At 47.7% G+C, this 266-nt stretch carries 1 protein-coding gene; it reads right to left on the bottom strand.

Going from position 1 to position 266, the window contains the following annotated elements; all coding sequences use genetic code 11:
• On the bottom strand, positions 1-266 hold a 266-nt coding region (locus AAEZ03_RS27630; RefSeq protein WP_350583062.1), incomplete at both ends, for a hypothetical protein.

Genomic DNA, 266 nt, shown 5'->3' with positions numbered 1-266 from the left:
CATCAAGCTGGTTGTTAAGCTCGCGCTGTTCGTGCCAGCGACTGGTCATATCAGCAATGCTTTGTTGATTCGACTGACGCTGCTCATCGAGTACCGCTATTTTTTGGCTGACTTTCTCTTTTTCATCCACACCGCCGATACGCTCAAGTTGTTGACTGAGATTATTAATATGCTGTTCTAATTGCACACCTTTGGCTTTTAATCTGTCGAGCTGATTGGGTATGGCAGTCTTGGATAAGCTCACCCGTGCCGCCGCCGTGTCTAAC

Origin of the sequence: Pseudomonas sp. HY2-MNA-CIBAN-0224, assembly GCF_040310285.1 — a bacterium.
Lineage (GTDB): Bacteria > Pseudomonadota > Gammaproteobacteria > Pseudomonadales > Pseudomonadaceae > Aquipseudomonas > Aquipseudomonas helleri.
The sequence above is the reverse complement of the archived record's forward strand: the minus strand, read 5'-3'. Positions and strand labels throughout refer to the sequence as shown.